This is a genomic window from Pyrolobus fumarii 1A (assembly GCF_000223395.1).
GTDB classification, from domain to species: Archaea; Thermoproteota; Thermoprotei_A; order Sulfolobales; family Pyrodictiaceae; genus Pyrolobus; species Pyrolobus fumarii.
Genome location: NC_015931.1, coordinates 482,720 through 504,470 on the forward strand (window position 1 = coordinate 482,720; position 21,751 = coordinate 504,470).

Annotated in this window: 32 protein-coding genes and 1 CRISPR repeat array; of the genes, 11 read left to right on the forward strand and 21 right to left on the reverse strand. The window is 61.1% G+C overall.

What is annotated here, in order from left to right; all coding sequences use genetic code 11:
* Positions 1-2 precede the first annotated feature (2 nt).
* Positions 3-353 carry a hypothetical protein gene (locus PYRFU_RS02550; RefSeq protein ID WP_014026058.1) on the reverse strand — a complete coding sequence of 117 codons (351 nt, stop codon included), beginning with the start codon at positions 351-353 and terminating at the stop codon, positions 3-5.
* A 552-nt stretch (positions 354-905) separates the two neighbouring features.
* Here PYRFU_RS02550 and PYRFU_RS02555 point away from each other — a divergent pair.
* Positions 906-1,322, forward strand: a complete 417-nt coding sequence (locus PYRFU_RS02555) for a HEPN domain-containing protein (protein ID WP_048192254.1) — start codon at positions 906-908, stop codon at positions 1,320-1,322.
* The gene (locus tag PYRFU_RS02560) at positions 1,306-1,635 is read left to right on the forward strand and encodes a nucleotidyltransferase domain-containing protein (protein WP_014026060.1); all 330 of its coding nucleotides are present in this window, start codon (positions 1,306-1,308) and stop codon (positions 1,633-1,635) included. The genes PYRFU_RS02555 and PYRFU_RS02560 overlap by 17 nt, the downstream gene beginning before the upstream one ends.
* A 141-nt stretch (positions 1,636-1,776) precedes the next feature.
* Here the strand turns inward: PYRFU_RS02560 and PYRFU_RS02565 are convergent, their stop codons facing one another.
* From PYRFU_RS02565 to PYRFU_RS02575, 3 genes are all read right to left on the reverse strand, one after another.
* Positions 1,777-2,136: a nucleotidyltransferase domain-containing protein gene (locus tag PYRFU_RS02565; protein WP_014026061.1), complete on the reverse strand. Its 360-nt coding sequence runs from the start codon at positions 2,134-2,136 to the stop codon at positions 1,777-1,779.
* A gap of 4 nt (positions 2,137-2,140) precedes the next feature.
* The gene (locus tag PYRFU_RS02570) at positions 2,141-2,614 is read right to left on the reverse strand and encodes a HEPN domain-containing protein (RefSeq protein WP_083818473.1); all 474 of its coding nucleotides are present in this window, start codon (positions 2,612-2,614) and stop codon (positions 2,141-2,143) included.
* A gap of 79 nt (positions 2,615-2,693) precedes the next feature.
* On the reverse strand, positions 2,694-3,260 hold the full coding sequence (locus tag PYRFU_RS02575; RefSeq protein WP_014026063.1) for a hypothetical protein: 567 nt from the start codon (positions 3,258-3,260) through the stop codon (positions 2,694-2,696).
* A gap of 164 nt (positions 3,261-3,424) precedes the next feature.
* Here PYRFU_RS02575 and PYRFU_RS02580 point away from each other — a divergent pair, with 164 nt between their 5' ends.
* Complete coding sequence (locus tag PYRFU_RS02580; RefSeq protein ID WP_014026064.1) at positions 3,425-3,985, forward strand: hypothetical protein; 561 nt, start codon at positions 3,425-3,427, stop codon at positions 3,983-3,985.
* Between the two features lie 229 nt (positions 3,986-4,214).
* The gene (locus PYRFU_RS02585; RefSeq protein ID WP_014026065.1) at positions 4,215-4,946 is read left to right on the forward strand and encodes a hypothetical protein; all 732 of its coding nucleotides are present in this window, start codon (positions 4,215-4,217) and stop codon (positions 4,944-4,946) included.
* Here the strand turns inward: PYRFU_RS02585 and PYRFU_RS10380 are convergent.
* From PYRFU_RS10380 to PYRFU_RS02605, 5 genes are all read right to left on the reverse strand, one after another.
* Complete coding sequence (locus PYRFU_RS10380; RefSeq protein WP_014026066.1) at positions 4,858-5,298, reverse strand: hypothetical protein; 441 nt, start codon at positions 5,296-5,298, stop codon at positions 4,858-4,860. The genes PYRFU_RS02585 and PYRFU_RS10380 overlap by 89 nt on opposite strands.
* A gap of 452 nt (positions 5,299-5,750) precedes the next feature.
* Entirely contained in the window at positions 5,751-5,987 is a 237-nt protein-coding gene (locus PYRFU_RS02590) for a hypothetical protein (protein ID WP_014026067.1), read from the reverse strand.
* Between the two features lie 115 nt (positions 5,988-6,102).
* Entirely contained in the window at positions 6,103-6,300 is a 198-nt protein-coding gene (locus tag PYRFU_RS02595) for a hypothetical protein (protein ID WP_014026068.1), read from the reverse strand.
* A gap of 30 nt (positions 6,301-6,330) precedes the next feature.
* On the reverse strand, positions 6,331-6,504 hold the full coding sequence (locus PYRFU_RS02600) for a hypothetical protein (RefSeq protein WP_167827805.1): 174 nt from the start codon (positions 6,502-6,504) through the stop codon (positions 6,331-6,333).
* 92 nt (positions 6,505-6,596) lie between these two features.
* Positions 6,597-6,809 carry a hypothetical protein gene (locus PYRFU_RS02605; RefSeq protein WP_167827806.1) on the reverse strand — a complete coding sequence of 71 codons (213 nt, stop codon included), beginning with the start codon at positions 6,807-6,809 and terminating at the stop codon, positions 6,597-6,599.
* A gap of 77 nt (positions 6,810-6,886) precedes the next feature.
* Here PYRFU_RS02605 and PYRFU_RS10385 point away from each other — a divergent pair, with 77 nt between their 5' ends.
* On the forward strand, positions 6,887-7,057 hold the full coding sequence (locus PYRFU_RS10385; protein WP_014026071.1) for a hypothetical protein: 171 nt from the start codon (positions 6,887-6,889) through the stop codon (positions 7,055-7,057).
* On the opposite strand, the gene PYRFU_RS02610 is transcribed toward PYRFU_RS10385, so the two are convergent.
* From PYRFU_RS02610 to PYRFU_RS02640, 8 genes are all read right to left on the reverse strand, one after another.
* Entirely contained in the window at positions 7,032-7,439 is a 408-nt protein-coding gene (locus PYRFU_RS02610; RefSeq protein ID WP_014026072.1) for a type II toxin-antitoxin system death-on-curing family toxin, read from the reverse strand. The genes PYRFU_RS10385 and PYRFU_RS02610 overlap by 26 nt on opposite strands.
* 3 nt (positions 7,440-7,442) lie before the next feature.
* Positions 7,443-7,646, reverse strand: coding sequence for a hypothetical protein (locus PYRFU_RS02615; RefSeq protein WP_014026073.1), 204 nt, complete (start codon positions 7,644-7,646; stop codon positions 7,443-7,445).
* A 3-nt stretch (positions 7,647-7,649) separates the two neighbouring features.
* Entirely contained in the window at positions 7,650-7,811 is a 162-nt protein-coding gene (locus PYRFU_RS10390) for a hypothetical protein (RefSeq protein ID WP_167827807.1), read from the reverse strand.
* An 11-nt stretch (positions 7,812-7,822) separates the two neighbouring features.
* On the reverse strand, positions 7,823-8,371 hold the full coding sequence (locus PYRFU_RS02620; protein ID WP_014026074.1) for a hypothetical protein: 549 nt from the start codon (positions 8,369-8,371) through the stop codon (positions 7,823-7,825).
* Positions 8,372-8,454: 83 nt separating this feature from the next.
* Entirely contained in the window at positions 8,455-8,799 is a 345-nt protein-coding gene (locus PYRFU_RS02625; RefSeq protein ID WP_014026075.1) for a hypothetical protein, read from the reverse strand.
* Positions 8,789-8,971 (reverse strand): hypothetical protein, encoded by a 183-nt coding sequence (locus PYRFU_RS02630; RefSeq protein WP_014026076.1) that lies wholly within the window; start codon positions 8,969-8,971, stop codon positions 8,789-8,791. The genes PYRFU_RS02625 and PYRFU_RS02630 overlap by 11 nt, the downstream gene beginning before the upstream one ends.
* Entirely contained in the window at positions 8,953-9,393 is a 441-nt protein-coding gene (locus PYRFU_RS02635) for a PIN domain-containing protein (protein ID WP_014026077.1), read from the reverse strand. The genes PYRFU_RS02630 and PYRFU_RS02635 overlap by 19 nt, the downstream gene beginning before the upstream one ends.
* Positions 9,374-9,739, reverse strand: coding sequence for a hypothetical protein (locus PYRFU_RS02640; RefSeq protein WP_014026078.1), 366 nt, complete (start codon positions 9,737-9,739; stop codon positions 9,374-9,376). Before PYRFU_RS02640 ends, PYRFU_RS02635 begins: the two co-directional genes overlap by 20 nt.
* Positions 9,740-10,053: 314 nt before the next feature.
* Between PYRFU_RS02640 and PYRFU_RS10395 the strand changes: the two genes are divergently transcribed.
* Positions 10,054-10,497: a hypothetical protein gene (locus PYRFU_RS10395; protein ID WP_014026079.1), complete on the forward strand. Its 444-nt coding sequence runs from the start codon at positions 10,054-10,056 to the stop codon at positions 10,495-10,497.
* Here PYRFU_RS10395 and PYRFU_RS02645 read toward each other — a convergent pair.
* Together PYRFU_RS02645 and PYRFU_RS02650 are read right to left on the reverse strand one after the other, a co-directional pair.
* Entirely contained in the window at positions 10,410-11,147 is a 738-nt protein-coding gene (locus tag PYRFU_RS02645; RefSeq protein WP_048191436.1) for a hypothetical protein, read from the reverse strand. The genes PYRFU_RS10395 and PYRFU_RS02645 overlap by 88 nt on opposite strands.
* A gap of 64 nt (positions 11,148-11,211) precedes the next feature.
* A complete protein-coding gene (locus PYRFU_RS02650) occupies positions 11,212-11,832 on the reverse strand; it encodes a hypothetical protein (RefSeq protein ID WP_014026081.1) in 621 nt (206 codons plus the stop codon).
* Between the two features lie 148 nt (positions 11,833-11,980).
* Here PYRFU_RS02650 and PYRFU_RS02655 point away from each other — a divergent pair, with 148 nt between their 5' ends.
* The gene (locus PYRFU_RS02655; protein ID WP_167827809.1) at positions 11,981-13,705 is read left to right on the forward strand and encodes a hypothetical protein; all 1,725 of its coding nucleotides are present in this window, start codon (positions 11,981-11,983) and stop codon (positions 13,703-13,705) included.
* Between the two features lie 249 nt (positions 13,706-13,954).
* Entirely contained in the window at positions 13,955-14,101 is a 147-nt protein-coding gene (locus PYRFU_RS10400) for a hypothetical protein (protein WP_167827810.1), read from the forward strand.
* 26 nt (positions 14,102-14,127) lie between these two features.
* Here PYRFU_RS10400 and PYRFU_RS02660 read toward each other — a convergent pair whose 3' ends face one another.
* The gene (locus tag PYRFU_RS02660) at positions 14,128-14,574 is read right to left on the reverse strand and encodes a hypothetical protein (RefSeq protein WP_014026083.1); all 447 of its coding nucleotides are present in this window, start codon (positions 14,572-14,574) and stop codon (positions 14,128-14,130) included.
* Positions 14,575-15,367: 793 nt separating this feature from the next.
* Here PYRFU_RS02660 and PYRFU_RS02670 point away from each other — a divergent pair.
* Positions 15,368-16,018 (forward strand): hypothetical protein, encoded by a 651-nt coding sequence (locus PYRFU_RS02670; protein WP_014026086.1) that lies wholly within the window; start codon positions 15,368-15,370, stop codon positions 16,016-16,018.
* Between the two features lie 5 nt (positions 16,019-16,023).
* On the forward strand, positions 16,024-16,281 hold the full coding sequence (locus tag PYRFU_RS02675; protein ID WP_048191441.1) for a hypothetical protein: 258 nt from the start codon (positions 16,024-16,026) through the stop codon (positions 16,279-16,281).
* Here PYRFU_RS02675 and PYRFU_RS10405 read toward each other — a convergent pair.
* Positions 16,278-18,275 (reverse strand): hypothetical protein, encoded by a 1,998-nt coding sequence (locus tag PYRFU_RS10405; RefSeq protein WP_167827811.1) that lies wholly within the window; start codon positions 18,273-18,275, stop codon positions 16,278-16,280. The genes PYRFU_RS02675 and PYRFU_RS10405 overlap by 4 nt on opposite strands.
* Positions 18,276-18,335: 60 nt before the next feature.
* A CRISPR array of direct repeats spans positions 18,336-19,521; the repeat unit is 25 nt; unit sequence CTTTCAATTCATTCTTGGTTGTTTC.
* 371 nt (positions 19,522-19,892) lie between these two features.
* Between PYRFU_RS10405 and PYRFU_RS02685 the strand changes: the two genes are divergently transcribed.
* Positions 19,893-21,494, forward strand: a complete 1,602-nt coding sequence (locus tag PYRFU_RS02685) for a hypothetical protein (RefSeq protein WP_014026090.1) — start codon at positions 19,893-19,895, stop codon at positions 21,492-21,494.
* The last annotated feature ends 257 nt before the right edge of the window (positions 21,495-21,751 follow it).

Sequence of the window (21,751 nt, forward strand, 5' to 3'; positions counted from 1 at the left end):
CATCACCTCCCACCAGCAAGAGCTTTCACAGCAAGCTCGTGGGCGAGACGCAAAGCGTGTTCAACGCACTCTGACCTCCTGGCGTCGCTAGCAATCGCCTCGACAATCTCGACTAGGCTGTCCCACTCGTCACGCCTCCTCTCCTCAACATTCTCAATGACGCTCCTCACGCCCCTCTCAACCTCGAACAGTGCCACCAGGAGAGAGTCTGGGCCAGAAGCCAAACCAAGCTTGTCAACAGGACCGTACCTGGCCTCCTTCACGAAAGCCTCGTGGAGAAGACGAGCCGCCTTAGACACTCTGAAGGAGTCGACACGGGCAGATCTACACTCTTGACCCTCAACGAGGGACATGGCCATCCACAAGTATGTGCTTATCGCAAGGTAAAAACGTTAACCAGTCAAATATTTTCTAGCGCATATACACTTGCTGGCATACAACGAGCATACAAGACCGAGAGGGAGCATAAAACATCAATATGTATCGTCAAGGGTAGTTAGCATACGTACTAAGTGTCGCACTACATGTAACGATTGTAGCGATTGAAGTTATACTAACACCTGGCACTAGGGTTAGTAGGCTCTCACGCCGCAGCCACTTACAAGATGTTCAAAGCTGCTACCGTACAACCACGTTACGCCAATTACTATGACCGCGGAGGGTGACTGATATGCGCTTAGAGCCAGCATCAGGCTATACTAACTATCGTGAAGTGTTCGCCGTGGCTAGTGAACAGCGGAACCGGTAAAATTGGAATGCAGTGCGGCATCGCTGATTGCCTAGGCCTGATGGAGGATCCCGTATCTCTCGCCGTATTTATCATACTCTGTCAAGCCTCTCAAATCCGGTATAATTTATTGGTATCCATAGCCAGTGTAGATGCGCGATAGTAGTGGGTGTTGCTTGTGAGTGGCGAGTATGTGTTGGTGCTTAGGAGGAGGGCGTTGGGGTTTCTTGAGGAGGCGCGGGAGGCTAGGGATCCGGATCTGGCCGTCTTCTTTGCCGAGCAGGCGATGCAGCTCTACATCAAGTCGGTTCTCTACGAGTTGTTCGGGGAGCGTGTGAGGGGGCATGGGTTGCGTGAGCTTCTCGGGCTTCTGGCGCGGCTGCTCGAGGAGGCGGGGTACGGGAGGGAGGCTGAGGCTGTGAGGAGCTTCGTGGCTAAGCACCGTGGGCTGCTCATAGAGGCTGAGGAGGCTTACACCCTCGCCAGGTACGGTGAAGTCGGGTACAGTGAGGCCGACGCGGCGAGGATGACCAGTCTCGCGGAGAGTCTCATCCGGATGCTCGAGGGGGTCGCCAAGCGTGTCAAGATGGGTTAGGTATCATTTCCAGCACCTGCGCCGCTGGAGAGAGTACGCCGAGAAGGTTGCGAGGGCTGCGGCGGAGCTCGTGCCCGGCGCCAGGGTCTACGTTGTAGGCGGTGTGGCGGAGGGGCGCATAACAGTACTGAGCGACATAGACATCCTCGTGGTGGTTCCTCGGGGGGCTAAACGCCGCGGCCTCGCACGCGACATACTCCTAAAGGCTATCGACGAGCACGGCCTACCGTGGGATGCGCCCGTAGAGCTGCACGTGGTAGAGGAGGGCGAGGAGGGCGAGTACACGCGGCGTCCACACATACGCCTACACTAGCTGGCCGGGGGTGCCAACAGGGATGTCTCTAGCGGCTCGCTCTCACTACAGAGTTGGGGAGCGTTGCGGTTTTGAGTAGGCCGCTAGGGGGTGGATATACTGCGAGCCCCACTCTGGCTGCGCCGTTGCGTGTGGCGGGCGCTAGTGGTCCAGGGGTATCATCCTCTTGGCATGCCTCTTGTAGCGTTCGAACCCCTTTGGGCCGACAACGTGGAGGTCTACGGGGTAGTGGAGTGGGAGGCCCTCGTCGAACGCCGTGAGTAGTATCCTCGTCTTCGCTTCTAGCCTCTCGCGTGGGTCCGGGTCACGCGGCAGCACCACGAGTATGTCTAGGTCGCTTGTTGCGGTGAAGGTGCCCTCGGCTACACTCCCTATGAGGTAGACTCTAGCGTCGGGGTAGAGGCGCTTGGCTGCCCTCGCTACTATCCTCGCAGCTTCTCTCCAAGTGTCACGCAGCTCGTAGAACCACTTGGCCATCAGCACATCGATCTTGTCTACCATGGTATCACCTCGTTAGCCTCTCGAGTAGCGCGATAACCCGTTTTGCCAGGTTGACCCCTCTCTCGGCGTCAGTGCGGGTATACCCCGGCACCTGGTACCGCCCCTGCACGTAGGCATCCTCGAGCAGGATCAGCCCCTCCCGGTTGTCAGTCACGAAGCCCCGTATGCTGTTGGCCTCTTCCCGCCTACCAGCCTCCTCGAGCACGGACGCGAGGTAGCCTAGGAGCCTGCGCAGGTTATGCCCTCGGGGCACGCCGCCCAGCAGCCGGGCATACACGGCTTTGACGGCCAGCTGCGCAGCCTGCTCAGCCATCACAAGCGCCACGTCGTACTCTCCCTCTGAGAGGAGGTGCTCGGCCTCCCGGAGGTACACCAGGGCACGCCTCCACAGGGTCCTCGCCAGCTCGCCGCTCACCCGGGGGACCCCACTAGCAGGGGCCGCGTGAGAGGCTACTATGGGGCTTACAGCCGGGCACATCCCCGGGCGCACGGGCGAGAAGGGCGCGGCCAGAACCGTCGGTGTTGAAAACGCCTCGTGTAGACCCAGAAGCCGAGAGCTAGGGCAGTAGTTTCTCGCCCATCTTGCCCACCCTACAGGTTTCCTCAATAGCCTTGATGAACGTCTCTACGCGTCGCACATCCGTGCATATGAAGAGTTTCAACCCGTCGGCCTCAATGTAGAGGCCCGTGTCGCACCTCCCGTCTATGAGCGCGTAGTAGCGTGTACCGTTTCGCGCCCTGAAGAGGCCAAACGCGGCTGTGAGCTCGGCCCCGCACACCCGGGCCGCGGGCCACAGTGGGTCGCCCCGCCCCACCCGCACGACCCTACAGCCGCCCCTCACGATGGCCTCGCGCACCCTCAGGCAACTCACGTACCTCGCGTGGACTAGCCCATCCAACACCTCGACTCCCAACCACTCGGCCCTCCGGAGGTACCACGCGTAGCCAACAAGCAACACCTGGATTGCCACCAGGAGGACGAGTACAAGGATCAGGGCGAGATCCGGGCCTCCGAGCACGAGGAGCAGGAGGAGGACCGGCGTGACGATAAGCAGGGTTATGCCAGCGATCTGCAAGACCATACCCGAGTAGATATGCGCGTCGATGCGCAGCGAGGCACGCATGCCACGCGGCACCCCGATAATGATTGACGGTTGTTGGCTCCCTTCGGGTCTATGTTGTCTAGTCCTAGCGTTATAACGCGACCTTGGAGAGTGTCGCCCGAAACCCGGTAATATTGTACCCATATTGACGTGTGATTGCTAGGTATTGGCGCCGGTGGGCTACCGTGAGCTATTTGTATGCTTTCCGCTTGTCTAGCTCCGAGCTTGTGAGTCTGGGTGTCTCTGCGCTTGCGTGGCCCCTGTTCATCATCGCCACGGGCTTTGTAGCTGCACTGGCGCTTGTCATTATCGCGCGTCAGTGTGGTGGCGTGGGGTGCGCGCTGCGCTCGCCGTTCTTCTGGCTGGTTGTCGTGCTTGGCGTTATCCTCCCGGCTGTGGTGATGGTCTTCGACATTGTGACTACGAGGGCCGAGTACGTGGTAACCGGTAACTGCACGCTGGTAGTGGACACCAGCTTCGGTAGTGTACGCGTGTCTCTCCCCAACGCGACTGTGACTCTCACCGGCGACCCGGGCATCAAGCTGCGCAAGCATGGGATCGGGGTGCCCGGGTTGCTAGTCGGCCGTGTGGAGTTGAGCGACGGCTCGGAGGCGCTGGCCATAGTCTATCGGCCGCCCGGCCACTACCTGGTCGTGAAGAGCGACGGGGAAACGGTCATACTCTCGCACCCGGGTATCGAGGAGGTCTACGAGAAGATCATGAGCGCCTGCCGTGCGACACGCTAACGTAGTGCGGGGTACGCCCGCCGCGGCTTAACACGAGCTTGGACACACGCCTAGGGGGCCCCTCCCAGGCACATGGTTCGAAACCGGCGCCGCGTCAGAGGGTCAGCGTGGAGCCCACCCCCATGGGGTATGGCGCGCTATCCCCGTGTGCAGCGCTGCATAGAGGTGCAGTAACCCATCGTAACGTACATATGTACCTCTGGGCGTGTGTAAGGACAGGTTGTAGGGCTTGGCTCGTGAGAAGTCAGTTGTTCTTGTTGTCACGCAGGGTACTAGCCCGGGTGTCGCCGCCGAGGCGTACCACAATATCGTCACGGGGAGGGCGGTAGACTATGATAACGGCGTGCTACGTGGGAGAGTCGAGAGCGTCGTGATAGTGGCTACTAGTGGCTCCATGGCGGTGTTGGCTGCCAGGGCAGCCGCGGCTATACTCACATGCTGCATGGGCCTCGATCCTAACAGGGTCAGGCTCGTGTTCGCGCCCTGCAGTGACGTCACGGATGCAGCCTCGTACGGCGCCTACTACGACGCTGTCTACGAGACCCTGGAGTCCGTGCTGGAAGAGTCGAAGGACAGCATCGTGGTTCTCGACGTGACCGGTGGCCGCGTGGGCATGGCCATAGCCGCCTTCGAGGCGGTCAACGCCATGCTTACCAGGGATAGGGTGAGGGTGACGACAACCCAGGTGCCGCCAGAGAAGTACCGGGCGGTGCAAGAAGCGTTCAACGAGATGAAGGGTAGGCTCGAGGAGGCGCTCGCAAGGTTCGAGGAGAGAGTGAAGACGGGCGACGCCAAGAGAGCATGCGAGGAGCTACTCGAGGAGACACGCAGCGACAAAAACAGCCTATGCAGCCTAGTGACACGCGAGGCGATCACAGCAGCCATATGGCCGAGACCGCCAGCACCCCCCAGGAGGAGGAAGAGAGGCGGGACTCACCCCCAACGCGATCAGAGCAGGTAACAGCCTCGTGCTTACTCCGAGGTTCTTCCCTCTCGGGCCCCAAGCCACCACAATCATACACACGCTTGTCGCGGTCCTCTAGACTACCCCAGTATTTCCAGCCGCGGAGGTAGGCTGCTACGGTCTCCTCCGGCGACTCTATGTAGTCGATGCCCTCCGGGGTCTCCAGCTCCACGAGCCTCCAAGCCTCCCCGGCGTCCAACAACGCCAAGCCTAACCGGGTCACGCGGCTTAGCCCACCGTACAAGTTGCACTCCACAGCCTCACGCTCATCCAGGCTCGGGGCGGCGGAAGCCCCTACCCCCTCCCACACCCTCCTAAGCTCCTCTAGCCTCAACCTCCTCACACCCAACCGCATGCACCCCGAGACACACCCGCCCATACTACACCCATGCACACGGCAAAAACATGTTTACACAAAACACCCAACCAGAGCAACATAATTCATTCTTGGTTGTTCGCCGGTATCACCTCGCGCACGGCATCCTGCGTCACCAGCCTCGCTAGGGAACAACCAAGAATGAGTTGAAAGTGCGTGCGACTCAGGGAAGTGGCACACAGCCCAACGTTCGACAAGTGGCTATTGGAGATTGGGCGTGTGACTGAAAGGTGAGTAAGCGGCTCTACGTGCTGGTGCTTAGCGACCCCCTCTCCTCAGAGATATACTCTCGGACGCGAGGAAAGGCGAGGTTGTGGTGAGGGACGTGGTTGTCTTCGCGGAGATGTCTCCCCAGAAGGCGGGGGCTACAGCCAGAGGGGTGCGATCATCTACAGGGTTGAGCGTTTTCGCGGCTAGCCTCGCGCTTACACTGCTCCTCGGCTAGACGCCTCTCTCCTCTTCCCCGCTTTCTCGAGCATCTCTAGGTATCTTTTCGCGAGCCTCGCTAGAAGCATCCGCTCTCTCTGCTCGAGCCCCGCTGCGGCCGCGAAGGGCGAGAAGAGCTCTCTCCTAACCTCGGCTATCCTGGCCTCAACCCCGTCCCTATCCAGCTGTTGGCGCGGCTGCATGCGCTTGAGGAGCTGGTCGCCGGTCACGGGCATACTCCTCTCCCCTTGCGCCTTATGCACTTGAGGCGAAGCGTGTAGAGCCTCGGATTATCCGCCCTGCGGGCTCTCCATGCCCTAGATCCTACCGATCACCTTTTATTATGTCTGCTTAGGTCTCTCTAGCTACTCTCTTCAACCTCTTCTCTGCCTCTTCCAGGGTTAGCCTATAGGCTATAACGTCGAGTATCACTTGGCGGGCTTTGTGGGGTGGCACGCCAAGCCTCTTAGCCAGCCTCTCGAGCCTTGCTATCTCCTCGCCTCGCGCGTCGCGATACATGCGTACGAGCTTGTCAGCACATATAGGCAAGGGAGTTCCCCGGCGCCTAGCGATGAGCGTTTAACACTCTGCTAGTCTCTCGAGCTTCTTTCGGGCCGTCTCGTAGCCTATACGCCCCTCGAAGAAATCATCGAGTATCCTTTCGGCCTCATCTCCTCTTCCCGCCGCCCTGGCTCTCCTTGCGAGTGTTAGCAGCGCGCCTATCCTTTCTCTTACCGCCCTTACCTCTCTCACGGCTCTCTCCACGGCCGGATCCGGGTGGATCCCGCGGGCCATAGGATCGGCCCAGGGTCTCACAAACGGGACGCCTAGTAAATGGGGCTCATCTACTTCTCCCCCGCTTTCTCGATGAGCGTCCTGAGCCTCTTGATCGCCTCTTCCCGCGTGATCTTCCCCTCGACGAACCAGTCTGCGAAGACCTCGAACGCCTCGTCGAACACCCCGAGCTTATACGCCCTAGCAGCGAGACGGAGCGGCTCGTCGAGCGGCCGCCGTATCTCGTCGATCGTGAGGCGCTCCACGGGCATCTTTCTAGCCACGGCCTGGCGCATCCCGAGTGAAACCCTAACCACTCTTATAGCATGCCCGTCCATACGCAATATTCGGGGTTCGGCTCGTGCAGCGTGCGGAGAAGATACCGTGGAGAAGGATTGTCGACTGGGTTTTCAGGGAGTATAGGTGGGAGCTTGACATCCTACGCGAGTATGACAGGAGCGGCAGGCTTCCGAGCAGAGAGGAAGTTGAGAGGCTGAAGAGCAGAGCTAGGCGTGTTGCAGCCACTCGATAAGATCCTCGATGCTCCACTCGCCACGCGCGACCCGGATAGCCGCCTCGTATGCAGACGCGGGTTGCCTGACCCGATTCGCTTTGAGGAAGGCCCTTAGGAGTACAACCGCAAACCTCTTGTTACCGTCTGTCAGCGGGTGGCGCGTTATAGCCTCGTAGAATAGCGTTGCAGCGGCTATAATCTTCTTCACCCTGCACGAGCTTCTCGTGTACCGTGCTGCGTACCTGGCGCTCTCGAGGATAGACTCTAGCGCATCAACCGAGACAACGGCTATATGGTCCCGTGGGTAGTGCCTACAAAGCTCCTCGACGATGTATAGTAGCAGGCTGACTGAAGGATAGCGTATCACGCACCGTTTTCTCCGAACCTTCTTCCTCGCCAACCCTCACCGCCTCTTCGAGGCTGCAAGGAGCCCCAGGATGAGGGCGGCGAGCGTCAGGAGACCCGCGGCGGCGACAGCCAGCTTGAGCCGGAGGTCTAGCTGGGCGCTCCTGGGCATCTGGTTCCAGTCGATGTACATCTGTAGGAGAGTCGCGGCGGCGACGAGCGCAGAGCTGAGCGCAGCGAGTATGCCCGTCGAGCGTCTCATCTCTTACCCCTCGTTGCTAGCTTTGCAGCGATGAACGCTACGAGGAAGAGGGTGAGGAGCAGCGCCCCAAGCATCACGGCGAGGCAGCGTGCCTGCTACTACCAGCTTGGGTGCTAGCACGAGCAGCGCCACCAGCGGCGCGAGGATGAGCAGCAACCAGAGCACGGCTCTACACCCTACTTCCTTACTAGCATCAGGGGTATGACTAGGAGTGAAAGTATGCCAGCGCCGAGGGCGAGTGGCACCAGCCATGGTATTTGCTCGACAGCCGAGGCTGTGGTCACAAGCAGCTTGTAGACCGCCGGCTGGTTGACGAGTACAACGGTTGCAATGATACACGCGAGTATCAACGCTATTATGATCGCGATTGTGACTGCACCAAGTTGTGCTTCCTGCACATGCACGCCATAGAGGCTCCATAGCTCATCATATGTTAACCTCTTCCCTATGATAGTAGCGTCGTGACTGTACTCGCAGTAGAGGGGGTTGCACGTCTTACAGTTCACGGCGTTCGGCACGAAGATAGAGGGGTGTGCGGACAAGCCGGGGGCGGATGTCAATAAGTGCTTCGAGGTAGAGACGTGGTACAGCTGCTCTACAACCACAACCACTACAACAACCGCCACGACTACCACAACTAGTAGCATAACAGCAACGACAAAGTCGAGCACCAGTGACACAACAATCCCGCCGCCAGCGGCGACACTACCCTGGGGGAACAACAAGACAACAACCTACGCCGCTGTTGCGCAGCAGCGCTACTGCTCCTACCGGCGCTGCTCTTCTTCCTCGCACGCAGGTAGTTTTCTCACGCCCCGATCTCCTCGAGGCTCCTCTTCACTTCCCTCGGCAGGTGCTTCTGGATCACCGGGGCGTATAGGATCACGAGGAACGAGACCAGGAAGGCTAGGAGTAGGAGCTCACAGGCCGTCACCTCTAGGGGTTTGACGGCGCCAGTAGCCCTGTTGACCAGGTAGAGGGTCGCCACGGTCCTATCCAGCCCGCCCAGCCTGTAAGCCAGGGCGAAAGACTTCCCCACGAGGAGAGACGCGAGCATACTCTTCCTGAAGCTCCCGGTCTTCAGGTAGACAACACTCCACACGAGGAACATACCGAAGGCGAACACCACCCAGGCCAGGCTGCTAGCGTCCACCGTCTACACCCGCCAGCCTCTGGAGTCTCCTCAGGGCCTCACTCCTCTCGATCCTACCCTCTATGAAGTCCTCGAGCACCTTCTCGGCTTTCCGCCGGTCTCTAGCCCTGAGAGCCAGGCGCACCATCTCCCACGCGCGTCTCCTCATCTCGACTACCCTCGGGTTAGGCACCTCTCCCCACCACTCCCATGGTTGATACAGCAGAGACCCAACTCTATAGCCTTGTTGCAAGCCCCCTTGTCAGAGGTTACCATGTACTCTGCGCCTATCATCTTAGCCGCAAGTATATGCGCATAGTCGAAGATGGTGTTGATGCTCGCATGGGGGCCTGCAAGGTCTCTAGCTTCGCTTAGCAAAGCCAACACCGGGACCCTGTAGATGCGGATGTCATAGCGCCTAGCGATACTCCTAGCGACAAACCCCTTTTCATACTGTCTATACTCGAAGACGAGCACCGTACTCGTGCAGATAACCCCTCTATTACGCCTGGCGAAGCTAACCGCCTCACTCCTCTCCTCGCTAAGATCCACGAAGAAATTCGTGTTCACGTAGTACTTGCAGCGTCCCCTGCGCCTAGATCTCCTCTTCGCCAATCCCCTCTACCTCTTCGAGGCTCTTCTCGAGCTCATCCACAGAGACCGGGATGCCCCGCTCCGCTGCACGTCTAGCAGCCGCTAGCAGGGCGGCCACCCTCGCGGACGGCGGCGGCGGGCCCCTAGGCTGCCTCAACCATTCCGTCAAGAGGTGTTCCCAGAGCTCGGCAGCCCACTCTGGGGCATCCAGCACGTCAAACTCGGTGTCGGGGGCTAGAGCAGCGGTGGTGTCTAGGATCTCGGCGGCGCTCAGACTCGTTGCAACAGTCTTCAGGTTCTCGCGGAACTCCTTCTTGCTGCGCCTGAAGATGCGTAGAACCTGGCGGGGCTCAGCACCTAGATCCACTATAAACTATTAGCGACTATTAGTGTCTGTGCCGTGCAGCATAGGGCCCCCGATCATAGCGACAATCACATCTTATACTATCTCCAATTCATTCTTGGTTGTTTCGTGGCGCTCATCGTCTCGTAGGCCTTGACTATGGTCGGCCTCGACTTCTTTCAATTCATTCTTGGTTGTTTCATATGGGGTGAGGTGTTGATATGGGGCGAAGTTGAGAATTATGCCAGAATAATCTTTCAATTCATTCTTGGTTGTTTCTCTGCTCTCCCTCTTCTCCACCATATTCTCGATGTGCTCCTCTAGCTTTCAATTCATTCTTGGTTGTTTCGTCCTACAGTATCAGTAGGGTGTTTGCTGCCGCGAGGGGCATAGCCAAGGGGCTTCTCGCTGTACGGGAGGAGCGCGTCTACCGCGGGCGTAGGGTCGTGGTAACCGGCTACGACCTCGTAGAGTTGTTGACCCTCATTGCAACGGTTGCCGACCCCGAGGCTCGGAAGAGAGTAGCCGAGGCCATAGCCGACGGGAACGCCGAGGCCGCCAGGCGCGTAGAGGAGAGGATGGTTGAGTACGTGGCGTCCGTCGTGGAGTCGCCGGACCCCCTGGCCGCGCACGTGGCTCAACGCGTAAACGAGGAGTGGTACGCCAGGTTCGCGGAGTTCATCCAGGAGCCGGACTACATGCGTTTCTTGCGCCGGCGTTTTTCCCACTCGCGGCGCAGCTTCTCCTCGGCTATCCGCCTAGCCCGCTCCAGCTCACTTTGAGTCAACCCTAATGAGCGTGCAAGCTCCACCGCGAGCTCTAGCCCGAGGCGCTTGCCAATCGGCACTAGGACTTCATCCGCAATCAGAGCAGCATAGTCGCCGTCGTACTGGGCGAGCTTCCACCAGAGCCACTCGATGCTATCCGTCACCCAGAGAAGCGGCGCGAGCACCGCAGACACCACTGTAACGAGGAACCAGTCTAGCGGTAGGCGGCCCCCCACGAGCGCCAGTAGCAAGGGGGCCGCGGCTGCCACGGCGGCCTCCGCTGCAGAGGCCCCGGCCCACCCCTCGTCGCTAGGCCTGCCCAGGAGCGCTATCGGTATACCGAGGTAGAGCAGCCCGCCCACCGGCGCGGTTAGCAATGCAGCCGCGGCATGATGTGCCCCCAGCGCCCCGGCCACCAGGCCGAGCGGCACGGCAGCCAAGCCAGCCCAGAAGGCGTCGCCCAGCACATTCGCCCTAGTGACGAACATGGATAGTGGAGCCAACCCCAGGGTGTCGTCGGCGAACCACCATAACAGTAGCAGGTAGAGCGCGACCAGCACCGTACCCGCGGGTAGCTCGAACCCGCCCAGCACCAGGTGGACGGGCCAGAGCGCCAGCGTCTCGGCCAGCCAACCCAACAGTTGTAAAGCCTGGGCTTCTACCATCGTAAACCCCGGGTTACACCCGACCATCCACGACCACTTATACCCCGGGTTAGTCGCGAGTACATCAAGATGGTGTGCGGGCTAGTACCCAACCGTCAGATGCTCTTCGCCCCGGTCCGCCAACGGGGGTGTGCATGTGTGCGCCGACTGAGCTGTTACCTAACATGCTGCGGAAGAGCTTGTAGGCCTCATTACTCAGCTCCTCGAACACTTGAGCCGCGACGCCTTGGCGTGCGGCTATACCGGCAAGGACGAGGATGACAGCCGCTTTGACATATTCGCCCTTGCCAATCTCGCACCGGAGGTACCTATCGATGATGGTTAACGCGCTGGCAACCGACGCGAAGAATGCTGCAGCCTCCTCGGTGAACCTACCCTCCCCCAGCTCCTTGGCGAAGAGGCGGCACCAGATGCAATCCCACAACTCTTCTACCTCGGCTTTCACGGCCGCCGGTGTGGAGCCATCCAGGAACCTGGGAGCGTCTCGAGCGAGCTCGGCTAGCCTCTCCTCCAAGAGCGCCAGGGCTTCGTGGACACGCCCCGCCCTAACTAAGGGCGAGACCTCCTCCTCAACCCTGCTCAACCACTCCTCAATCACACTGCGGGGTAGGATGCGCGACTCCCGCCTAAGCGAGTAGACAGCCACCGCGGCGAGTACAACATCCTCATCCACACAAGCGGGCACGGGAACCACCATCACAAAACTGCATGAACGATTGTTATCCCTTCTTGGCTCCTCGGGGTGCCGAGGCGTCAATGTGCATACGGTGCTGTTCCCGACCGACCCGGGGTATAAGAGGTAGGAGGCTACGGGCGGTCGTTCACGGTGGGTCGTGGTGGGTAGGCTGGTGCTCTACGCTGCCGCGGCGGCTGTGGGTGTGTACATCGGCCTCCTCGTAGTCGCGCTCATCGCGTCCGTGCACGAGCAGCCCCAGAGGCCGGAGGTGCACGTCTACATCTACAACCGTGAGGCCTGGGAGGCGGCCCGGCGGCAACACGAGGTCACCCCGGTGGAGCTGGCGGAGGCCGTCCGTAACGGTACTCTGCTTGTCTCTCCGCCCGCCGGCCCCGGGCTGGCGTCCAGAGGCGAGCCCAGGGTACCCTACCCGCTCTGGGCCAGGATGAAGCCCGTGGACGTGAGCGACCCGCGGGTACGCGGGTACCTGGAGTGGGTGCTGGGGCTCATCCGGGAGGGGGCCAGGAACCCCAAGAGCTACGGGTTCGACGACGCTGTGGTGCTCCCGAGGAGGGCTAGCCTGGAGCCACCCGCACCCATAGCGAACGCGACGGCCAGGATAGGCACCGTGCTCCTGCCCTACGGGTTCGCCGTCACCACCGTCATCTACCCGTGCGGCCCCACGGGCAGCCCCGGCCTATGCGCGGTAGTCCACATGTACGCGTGGAACAAGACGGGCCTGGCGAGGATGGTGGTGAGGGCGATGGGGGTGGAGCAGTTGTTGGCGCCCCCACCCCGGCGCATGGGGAAGCTCGAATGGTTTGAGAAGCGGATACTCTGGGTCGTGGAGTGGCCGGTCGACCCGAGACACTCCGCCGTCCTCGCTTACAACGGGTCTAGGGTGGCGAGGGTCACGAGGGTCTACGTGGTGCTAGAGGAGCCGCTCATAGAGATGCTGGGGATACCCAGCCCAACCGGGTTCCTCTCCAGGGCGGCGAAGTGGTTCTGGGCGCTCTCCGGGGTAGCCGGGGGGATAGCCACCTGGCTCAGCGGCGCCGGCTACCATGAGGTGGCGGACACGCTTGTCCGCCGCGGCCTCCTGGCGTACAAACTGCACTACACGTATAGGGTGGCGTGGACCACCGGGGAGCCCTACCGGCTCATCCAGCGGCAGGGCGGCGTCTGCGAGGACTACGCCCTGGCGACACTCATGCTAATATCTGGGCTGGGGAACGAGCCCGCGGTGCTAGAAGTGGGTATAGTCAATAAAGAGGGGCATTTCGCCGCGGGCCTACTAACGACGCTGGTGGACTGCGGGCTGTCCACAGACAAGTTCGTGGACCTCCCGGCCCCACTGCCGGTGTGCACCAGGGGCTACGTGAACTACGTGGACACCGCGAGCATGCCCACATCCCACTACAAGAGGCCGGTGTTCGTCCCGCCCTTCCTCATCCCCGACGCCCTGGACTACTGGTTCCTCTGGAGGGGGTTCGTGGACAAGCTCCCATGGTGGCTGGTGAGCCCCTACGCGGCCAACACGACCCTGGGCCGTGAGGGTACACGCTTCGTGATGGAGGTGGCGGCGAACTACTCCTGCACCCCCAGCATAGCCTGGCGTAGTGTCTACCCGCTGGCTGTGGGGGACGTGCTGGAGCAGGACGCGGGGCTGGCAAGGAGCTTCGCCAGGTACGTGAACGCCACGCCCACCGGCGAGAGGCTCACCCCGCCCCCGCCAACCGTCTACAGGGCCGGCGACCCGACCCCACCCGACGTGAGACTCGACTACTCCCTGCCGGGCGACTTCCGAGTACCGGACCACGGCATCTTCTTGACAGAATGGGAGGCGCACCAGTGCCCACCCGAGTTTAGCCGCGACACCTAGACCCCGGCGCACCCACCCCCACCCCTCCTCCACACCCGCGCTCACCCGGCACCCAGCCCCACACCAGCCATCCTCGCACCCTCCACACCCTACGCGCCCCGCACCCCCGAGGACGCCGCATGCTGCAAACCATTGTGCACTCGGGGGCGCTCCCCGCCACCCGGGGGCCTGGAGGGCGGCCACACACAGCCCAGGGAGGGGCCCAGGAGCCCACAGCGGAGCAGCCATGTTGCAAACCATGGTACACACATGGGGCACCTCCAGGGCCCCTCTCCCCCGCCGCCGCCCGGCGCGCACGTAGACGCGTGGACGACCCCAGACGCCGCCAGAGTAGACCCTACCATCTTCCAGCTGGAGATGATGGTGTACCAGTGCCCACCGGGGGAGGAGTCCTAGCGCCCCGCGTGCGGCTGCAGGGTGGCCTACGGGGAGGTGGTTGCGCTTATGGCGTACTCGGGGTACGCGCTGTACACGTAGCGGAGGAGCTCGAAGGGCTTATCGGCCCACAGGCGGACCAGCCTCTCCATCTGCTCGAGGAAGTGGGGCTCCTCCCTCCTCAGCCTCTCCACTATCTCCTCGTAGAGCCTCCTCCCCTCCCCGGTCAGCTCGAAGACGTAGACGGTGTATGCTCCTCCATGAGAGGGCTCGGTGTGCACCCTCACCAGGCCCCGCCTCCTCGCCTCGTCGACGCCCCTCGCCAGCTCCGCGGAGACCGGGCCGTAACGGGTGGGTGTGTACCCCAGGCAGCAGCCGCCCGCCTCAACGACGCCCAGGAACCCGAGCTTCTGGAGAACCGTGCCGCCACGCAGCCGCCCGCCGGCGAGCCCCACGAGCAGCACAACCCACTCGACGGGCGATAGCCTGGCCATGAGTAGACACCCCGAAAACCGGGCGTGGGCTGGGGGCGGCGCCCCTCTACCCCCGGAGCCCGATTAGCGCCAGGGTAAACGCGGCTAGGGCGATGCCAGCCAGGGTGAGGGTCTGTATGGCGAACTGCCCCGCGTAGACTGCTATGCGGTCAGACCCATCCACGCTCCCACCCTCCAGGGGACGGGGCCGGAGGCGCCGGTATACACTCTTCCCCAGGGCCCTCACCGCGCGTCCTCGGGCCTCGCCGCCGAGTACTTCTCGACGAGCTCGCGTCCTCAAGGTTGGCTCCTCGTGCGGCGGTTGCCGGCGTAGACACCCGGTAGACCATCTGCCCAACTGCTCCGAACTCGCTCCCCGTGGGGGTGGCGTTGAAGGCCCCGGCTGGGGCCGCTCCCAACACCCACACCCGCATGTTGCAAACCACGGCACCCCTCCGTACCCAGGCCCCAGGTGGGCGCTGGGCAGCAACCGCGGGCAAGGGCATGTTGCAAACACCGGGGCCCCGAGACCCGCACCCCCCACGGGCCGGGGTCGCGTCAGCTGGGGCCGGAGGCCACCGGCCACGCCGCGAACCGTGGGGCGCTACCCTTCCCAGCCACACGCCGGGGGCGGAAACGGGCCAGAGCCGGGGCCTACGGGGAGACGGTGACGTTGCAAACCATGGTGCCCCTGGCTCCGTTCGCACGGGGCTTGGGGGGTGCACGAGCCCGGCTCCGGGCACCAGACCCCATGTTGCAAATCATCGTCTACTCTCTCACGCTCTCCGGGGCACGGTTATAGCCGCGTGGGGTGTTGCTTGTACACGGCATGAGGAGGGGCGTGTATACCGCGGCGTTCCTGCTGCCCTACCTCCGGGGGCGTCCCCGGAGGGGCGCCTCCCCCAGGCGGATAGTCATCTGGCAGTCTAGCAGCGAGTTCATCGAGGCGCTTAGGGGGGCGCTGGAGAGGGACGGGTTCGACCCGGGGAGGGTGATGGTCGTCAACGTGTACGCGACGAGGGTTAAGGGGAGGGTGTACCGTCGACTGAGGGTCGTGCTCCTGGAGCCGGTGGCGAGGAGGGTCTACCGCCTCCTCTACCCGAGGGTCAAGCCCGTCATCTACAGGTTCCAGGGTGCGAGGATGATGCTGAGGACCGCGCTGAGGGTGACGAGGGTGAGGGGCGCGAGGCTCGAGGGGCTCCGGAGGAGGCTGCTGCGCTCGGGGCTAGCAGCCACCGACATCGACCCGGTGTGCCGGGTGCCCGGCTGCCTGGCGGCGAGGCTAGCCAGGGGGAGGAACCCCTTCCTAGCGGCCTACCACAGCTGTATGAGGCGCTACGAGTGGCTCCCCTTCGAGGAGAGGGAGGGCTACTGCATCTACACGGCCTATGAGGAGGTGGGCGGCGACCCGCCGCACTGGGCGAGGATGATGTACGAGAGGGTCAGGGCGAGGCTATTCGGGTGACGGGCGTGGCGCCCTCCGACGCGGGGCTGGAGGCGAGGAGGCTCGAGGGCGAGGCTAGGGCGGCGCGCGAGAAGATACGCGCGTTCGAGGAGAGGTACGGGATGTCCTCGCGGGAGTTCCTGGGGCGGTTCCTCCGCGGCGAGCTGGGCGACGAGCAGGACTTCATCGAGTGGTGGGGTGAACTCGTCTTCCTCGAGGAGGCGGAGAGGGGGCTGGAGGAGCTGAGGAGGGCTGAGCGGGGCGGGGAAAAAGAGCGGGGCTAGCCCTGCGGCTGGACACCCACCAGGTAGAGGATGTAGTCGTGGCTGGCGGGCGCAACCGCGTCTATCGGGACGCCCTCCGGCACGTAGTTGAACCAGGCTTCGGCGGCCTGGCCGACATCCCTCGTGAACACCTCGGCTCCCGTGGTGGCGTCGGCCAGCGTCGCCGTGACACTGGCGACCGGCTTGATGTTATGGATGTGTAGGAAGACCGGCGCACCGTAGACTCTGAAGAGGGCCTCGTCCCCAGGCATGACGATGAGGTGTGTCAGCGCGACTAGGCTGCCGCAGCCTTCGAGCCAGCCGCCGCACGCCCAGCCTGGGTGCACGCGCAGGTAGATGGTCGCCGGGCCCTGGACGAGCAGCGCGAGCCTATGCACGTTGCCGGACGTGAACGTGTAGACGCTGCTAGTGTTAACCATACCCTCCGCCCTAGCCGCGATGATTGGGTTGGCGTAGCCGGTGTCGACCTCGACGAACGGCGGCTTCGCCCAGCTCGTGATGGGCGTGTAGAACTCGGCGACTATGATGTGCCTCCCGTCCGGGACCCTCACCGCAAGCTCCGCCCAACCATCCGACTCGGACGTGGCGGCGACGAGCAGCGACGGCTCTACGGCTGAGTACGTGTCCCACAGCAGCCTCTCGAGCCACGCGTTCACAGCTATCCTGGATAGGCTGTAGGGGTTGCCACCGTTCCCGTAGAGCGGTAGGGCTACAACCGCGTTGCCGGACGCCGAGATGGTAAGCCCGTAGCCGGCAGCGGCCCTAGAGTACCTCGCGTCTATCTGCGACGCTTGTGGCTCCGGCGTTGCCCTAACCGCCCCGCCCTCCAGCCACACGATGCGGTCGATGACGCCGGGGACGTGTATGTACGGGTCCAGCAGCACGTCCGACTTCAACGTATCGATGGTGGTGATAGCAGCGTGCCAGTAGAGCTCCGGCGGCTCGAAGCGCCCGGTGGAGGCGTCGAGGTGGCCGAAGGGCAGCGGGAGCCTGAACGTCGCGACGGGCAGGCTGCCCGTACGATACACGAGTATCTTCGAGAGGACGGCCGCCGCGTCGCTGAACTCCGGTGTATCGTCGCACGGGTTGAGGATGTAGGCGCGTATGCGGAGCCTATACTCGCCGCCGGTGGAGTCCAGGGCTAGCACCGGCGCGAGCTGCACCACGGTGTCACTAGTGTAGTTGAGGCAGATGACGGTGGTGCAGTCTGTGCCCCACGTCTCGCCGGGGCGGTCTATCACCGCCCTGGCGGCGACGCTCCCGTCGGGCGAGACGACCTCGACGACAATCCTCACGGTCAGCTTGTTGTCACCATCTTTGTCATCGTAGGTGAAGACGGGGACTACGACGACCCTGCCGCTTGGCAGGCTCAGCGGGACGATGACCTCCAGGAGCGGCTCCTCGGAGGCCAGTGTACAGACGTTGCCCTGCCAGAGCAGCTTGAACGTGTCGTCGCACGCGGCGTAGAGGACGACGCCCGAGTGCGCCGAGCTCCCGCCGGATAAGGTACTCTCGAGGTTCAGCCCGCGGGCGAGGGCAGCGTATCTACCGTCGCTCATCGGGCCCTTTACGCCCGGCTTCGGGTATGCGTCACAGTGCGGCAGGTAACTCCTGGCCACCACAACGCCGTCCGCGATAAGCTCCATCGTGGTGTTCCACTCGCCGGGGATACGAGCCGTCTTGTCGACACCCAGCCCGACGTACGGCGCGTAGAGCCACGAGAAGTCGATGACGTAGCTGGATGGTTGGCCTCCCTGGTCAATATCCGGCCAACCCACCTGGTATGGTACCTCCGGGAGGTCTATGTCGAGGTGCACCACGCTGCCCGGCCTCGGGTCTGTGATAGCCCGGAAGCTCCTCTCCGCCCACCGGTACGCGAGGAACGCCTGGGCGGTGTCGTTCTCCGACGTGTGCGTCAGCGGCGTCACGACGTGGGCGCGGTACCGTACTGCGCCGGTGACGGTGCAGGGCCCCACGCCGGGTATCCTCGCCACGAGGTGGATGACGTACGGTGGCTTGTCGCTCCTACAGACGACCGGTAGGGTCGTGTCGTTCTTTCAATTCATTCTTGGTTGTTTCTACTATCCCCCATGCTGCAAGAAGCGCAGGATGTGTAACCTTTCAATTCATTCTTGGTTGTTTCATGGGAGTAGGAGCCGCTTCACGACCATCACCATCCTCGCTTTCAATTCATTCTTGGTTGTTTCGCACGCTACCTCACCCGGGTCACGCGCGCCACTATCACCCAGCAGGTGCTTTCAATTCATTCTTGGTTGTTTCGCGAGGCCTACGATTATGTAGTCTTTGAGTGTGAAGCTCTTGCTTTCAATTCATTCTTGGTTGTTTCGAAGTTTATTGTCATTGGTCGACATAAGTTTACACCGATTCAGCTTTCAATTCATTCTTGGTTGTTTCACAAGTACGGGAAGGGCATCAGCGGAATTGCCAAGTACCTTCTTTCAATTCATTCTTGGTTGTTTCACGATGTCGATGTATATCATAAATGCTTTGGCGAGTGTAACCTTTCAATTCATTCTTGGTTGTTTCATCCTTCCCGACCCTGGGCGAGGCCTTCGGCCTCCCGCCGCTACTTTCAATTCATTCTTGGTTGTTTCTGGAGGAGGACGTGGGGAGGGAGTACGACAGGGAGTACAACCCCTTTCAATTCATTCTTGGTTGTTTCATGGGTGTTGGAACACTCGAAGAAGCTTGACGAGCTTAAACTTTCAATTCATTCTTGGTTGTTTCGTCTAGGGTATGGCGCGGCAATACAACACCAGGAGGTCTCTTTCAATTCATTCTTGGTTGTTTCTAATCTCGACTGGTCTGGGCACATTAACCCCCGATGGTATCTTTCAATTCATTCTTGGTTGTTTCCGTGTCTGGTATTGTAAGGATTGCGTACGAGAAGGGTATACTACGATTCGCAACTTTCAATTCATTCTTGGTTGTTTCACAATTACAACCCCAAGAAGCGTACAATAAAGCGGGGGGATAGCTTTCAATTCATTCTTGGTTGTTTCAGGAGGAGGTCGCGACGGTAGAGTCGCCACCGTACAACAACGTTACCTTTCAATTCATTCTTGGTTGTTTCCTGGGTCACCGCCTTCGGCGCAGACCCAGCGATTCTAGACGAGATCATCAACGCTTTCAATTCATTCTTGGTTGTTTCATGCGCTAGATCTAGCATTGCAATAGTATATGCAATGAGCATCCTTTCAATTCATTCTTGGTTGTTTCTGCATTCTTGCCGTGTGGTTATAGGCTCTTCCCCATATTTATCTCTGCCTGTCTTGCCTTTGTTGGCGTGGCTGGGGAGGGGTAATGGGCTTCAACGGTGCCCTTGCGGGACGGTCCAGGGGTAGTACCGGGTTTATAAACGGGGCAAGGGTTAAATGCGGGTTCCCTGCGGTTAGGATGGTCTCGCTACCGCCGATAGTCCCGTGGGTGACGGTCCACAGGTAGTACCGGGGATTAAAAGGATTACGCTGAGGGGTAGAAAAGGTTTTCGCGGGATGTGGTTTTGTAGTTGGTGTTGTGTTGGGTTGTTGTGTTGGTGTTGTATCGTGTTCTTATGGTAGTCTGGTGGTTGTTGTGTTGGGTGTCTTGTTGTGCGTGGTTGGGTTGTTCTTCCTCTGGTGTTGTTGATTGTTGTTCTGTTTGGCTGTGTTGTTGCGGGTGCTTCGCTTGTCATTGATGTGTTGGACTCTTATGTTGGGCTTTGGGATGTTAGTGGTGAGCCGCCGACGGTTATGGTTGCCGGTGTGGCTAGTGTGACCGATTATTACTATGGTGGTGGGGTGTTGGGGTGGAAGTCGGGTCCTCTGGACCTCTACGATCATATCGTTCTCGTGATTGGACCGTTTCACGAGTATGTTGCCTACGCGTGGGTGGAGGTAAGGCTGGATTATGGTACTGGCGTCTTTTTCATAGACGAGTTTAACGATGATGATCTTGCGACGTCGGGCGGCTCCCACACGGTCTACAACACGTTGTACTCGCTGTTTGGCGACCCTAGGGTTGCTTACACGCCCGGCGAGGCTATAGACACGCCGGAGGAGCTAGGCTTCCGCGTCTACTGCGACCGCGATATCGTCAACAACGCGCCCTACTGTTTCATCATAACCGGGTTCGCGCCAGCACTCTACGTAAGCACACCCGGTGTGCACGTGCTGTTCGCGAGAGTCTACGCCTGTATGTGGGACTGGCAGAGGCAGGTGATAACACGTTGCGTGTACGACACCATGACGTACACGTTCACCGTGAGGACGACGCTGCTCGACTGGCGCACCACCATAGACCAGCTGGTCTCCTTCCTACTGCTCAACATGACTTCCACCCTCGGCAGGATAGAGGCTAGCGTCTCAACCCTAGGCAGGATGGCAAGCAGCATGAGGAACACGCTAGAGGCTGTAAGGACTAGCGTTGACCTCCTCGACGCGAAGCTTGATATGCTAGAGAGTGGCGTTGAGGCGGGGCTAGCCAGGCTCGAGAGGAGCATAACGCTGGTCGTGTACAACGCCACTGGTAGGCTAGAGGGCGAGGTTGCGAGGATAACAATGAGGATAGAGGGGCTTAGCAGCGAGGTGAGCAGGGCAGCCACCGAGATACAGCGGAGGGTTAACGAGCTGGCAGAGACGCTGGCATCTCACGACCGCAACCTGACCATGATAGCCGAGGAGGTGACGCGTAGCCTAGAGGGCCTAGAGGTCTCCATGAACGCGACTAGAGAGGAGGTTAGACTAGTTGCCAGAAACGCCACCCTCCTAACCCTCGAGGTGGAGATTGTAAAGGACAAGCTAGACACGCTGGCAGACAACATAGTCGAGACGCTAGCCGCCATCGACAGGCTAAGATACGAGATGAGCATGCAGGGGACAGAACTCCAAGGCACGGTCAACAACTTGAAGAGCACGGTAGCGAACAGCACGGCCAGACTAGAGACCCTCATGCGAGAGACGCGCAAAGCACTATCAAGCAGGATAGAAGAGCTAAACCACACGCTAATAACGAGCCTCGAGAGGCTAGCAGAGAAGCTAACCGAGAGCATAACAAGACAAGCAGCCACAACGAACAGGACCATAGCCGAGCTACAGGAACGCCTAGAGAACGTCTCCCATGAACTCGGAGCAATGTACATACAGCAAGCCGCGACCCTAACCGGCGCAATAGCGGCATCCGCCACAGCAATACTCCTAGCGCGAAGAAGATAAGCGAAAAAACAAATAAACAATCGGCCCAACCGACTAGACAACACGCCCGCCCTCCGGGGCCCCGGGGCAGAACCCCGGGCCCCCGGAGGGCGGAAAGCAGCCCCCGAGGGGTGAGGGGGGCGCAAGGCCCCCCGCCCCAAGGCACCCCGGCGGGGCCCCCGGGCGGCAGGGGCGCCCCCCGCCCCCCAAGGGGACGGGGGTGGGGGCCACCGCCCCGGCCCGTGGGGTCCCGTCGGGGCGATGAGGGGCGGGCCCCC